Annotated in this window: 3 protein-coding genes and 1 pseudogene; 1 reads left to right on the top strand and 3 read right to left on the bottom strand. The window is 72.7% G+C overall.

What is annotated here, in order from left to right:
* The 3 genes and pseudogenes from JFN87_RS32980 to JFN87_RS32990 all read right to left on the bottom strand — a co-directional run.
* Positions 1-251 (bottom strand): annotated as a pseudogene (locus JFN87_RS32980) (hypothetical protein); the annotation flags it as partial.
* Positions 251-919, bottom strand: a complete 669-nt coding sequence (gene scpB / locus JFN87_RS32985; RefSeq protein WP_372449339.1) for an SMC-Scp complex subunit ScpB — start codon at positions 917-919, stop codon at positions 251-253. The gene scpB and the pseudogene JFN87_RS32980, both read right to left, overlap by 1 nt.
* Positions 910-2040: a segregation and condensation protein A gene (locus JFN87_RS32990; RefSeq protein ID WP_372449338.1), complete on the bottom strand. Its 1131-nt coding sequence runs from the start codon at positions 2038-2040 to the stop codon at positions 910-912. Before JFN87_RS32990 ends, scpB begins: the two co-directional genes overlap by 10 nt.
* Here JFN87_RS32990 and JFN87_RS32995 point away from each other — a divergent pair.
* Positions 2004-2126 (top strand): TetR family transcriptional regulator (locus JFN87_RS32995; protein WP_209346176.1); only part of this gene is annotated, 123 nt, incomplete at its 3' end. The genes JFN87_RS32990 and JFN87_RS32995 overlap by 37 nt on opposite strands.

Genomic DNA, 2126 nt, shown 5'->3' on the forward strand with positions numbered 1-2126 from the left:
AAACAGGAGTTCAGACGTGAGCTCTTCCAAACATAGGCGCCGCCGCGTGCCGCGTCGCCGCGGCCCTTGCGGGGGCCGCCGCCCTCGCCCTGGGCGCCGCCGACGTCGTAGCGCCGCTCCTCGGGGCGCGGACGGCGGGGGCGCCGGTCCTGCTTGTCGGCCTGCCGGTCGGCCTGCCTGTCGCCTTGCCGGTCGCCGGCTCCCCGGGAGTTCCGGTCGTTCCTGCCGCTGCCGCTGCCGCTGCTTCGCATCAAAGTTCCGTCGTCGTCTCGTCGTCTGCGTGGGTGTCCGGGGCGTCCGGATCGAACGACGGAACGCCTTCCAGCGACTCGGCCTCGACCGCGTCCGCCTCGGGGAGGAAGGGCGCGAGCTCGGGCAGCTCGTCAAGGCCGCGCAGGCCCATGCGCTCCAGGAAGTAATTCGTCGTCCTGTACAGGATCGCACCTGTTTCGGGTTCCGCGCCCGCCTCCTCCACCAGGCCGCGCTGGAGGAGCGTGCGCATGACGCCGTCGCAGTTCACCCCGCGTACCGCGGAGACGCGGGAGCGGCTGACCGGCTGGCGGTACGCGACGACGGCCAGCGTCTCCAGCGCCGCCTGGGTCAGCCGGGCGTGCTGGCCGTCCAGGACGAAGCCCTCGACGGCGGGCGCGTACTCGGCGCGCGAGTAGAAGCGCCAGCCGCCGGCGACCAGCCGCAGCTCGAAGCCGCGGCCGTCGGCGGTGTACTCGTCGGCGAGCGCGCGCAGGGCGTCCGCCACCGCGCGTGGCGGCCTGCCGAGCACCTTGGCGAGGTGCTCCTCGGTCGCGGGCTCGTCCACGACCATGAGGACGGCCTCGAGCGCCGGCCCGAGGGGCAGCTCCTCGACGGCCTGTGACTCGGCTGTCTGTGACTCGGCTGTCTGTGACTCGCTCACGCGGATGCCTCCTCCTGTTCGTGTCCGGCGCCGGGCTCGGCCTCGTCGTCGGGCCGCGGCACGAGGTCGAACTCGCCGACCCTGAGCTCACCCGTGCTCGCCTCCCCCGTCCAGTGCACGACCAGCGGGCCGAGCGCCTGCTCCTGGTCGAGGCCGACGGCGCGGGCGCGGTAGAGCTCCAGCAGCGCGAGGAAGCGTGCCACGACGGTGAGGGTGTCGTCGGTGTCGGCTGTCAGCTCCTGGAAGGTCGCCTGCCCGCGCTCGCGCAGCAGCGTGACGACGAGCTCGGCCTGCTCCCGCACGGAGACGAGGGGCGCGTGGATGTGGTCGACGTACACCTGCGGCTCGGGCTTGGGCTGCATGGCCTTGACGGCGAGCCGCGCGAAACCCTCGGGGCCGATGCGGATGACGACGTCGGGCAGCAGTTCCGCGAGCCCGGGCTCCAGCCCCACGGTGCGGGGGTAGCGGCGTGCCTCGGTGTCGAGCCGCGCCGAGAAGACGGCGGCGACCTCCTTGTAGGCGCGGTACTGGAGCAGGCGCGCGAAGAGCAGGTCGCGCGCCTCAAGGAGCGCGAGGTCGGCCTCGTCCTCGATCTCGGCCGCGGGCAGCAGGCGGGCGGCCTTGAGGTCGAGGAGCGTCGCGGCGACGACGAGGAACTCGGTGGTCTGGTCGAGGTCCCAGTCGGGGCCCATGGCCCGGATGTGCGCCATGAACTCGTCGGTGACCTTGGAGAGTGCGACCTCGGTCACGTCGAGCTTGTGCTTGGAGATGAGCTGGAGCAGCAGATCGAAGGGGCCCTCGAAGTTGACGAGCCGTACGGTGAACCGCCCGTCGTCCGCGGTGTCGGCGGCGGACGACGGGCCGTCAGGCCCGCTGTCCGCACGCGTGCCCGCCTCCGGCGCCGCCGACGTCCCGGAGCCGCCTCGGCCGCCTGCGGGGCCGTCTGCGCCCCCCTCACGCCCTCCGCCCGAGGCGGGCGCCGTTGGTTGGGTTGGCCGGGGAGGGTAAGGCTGCCCGGCCCGAGGCCCGGGCGGCCAAGTGACCACGTAACTACTTGCCCGATCGTTTTGGTATCCCCTGGGGTCCAGCCATGGCCAGGACCAAGGAGTTCGACCCGGACGCCGCACTTCAGTCAGCCCTCGAGCTGTTCTGGCGGCGTGGTTACGAGGCCACCTCGGTGGCGGACCTCGTCGAGCACCTAGGCATTGGCCGC

Origin of the sequence: Streptomyces montanisoli (assembly GCF_017813245.1) — a bacterium.
Classification (GTDB): domain Bacteria; phylum Actinomycetota; class Actinomycetes; order Streptomycetales; family Streptomycetaceae; genus Streptomyces; species Streptomyces montanisoli.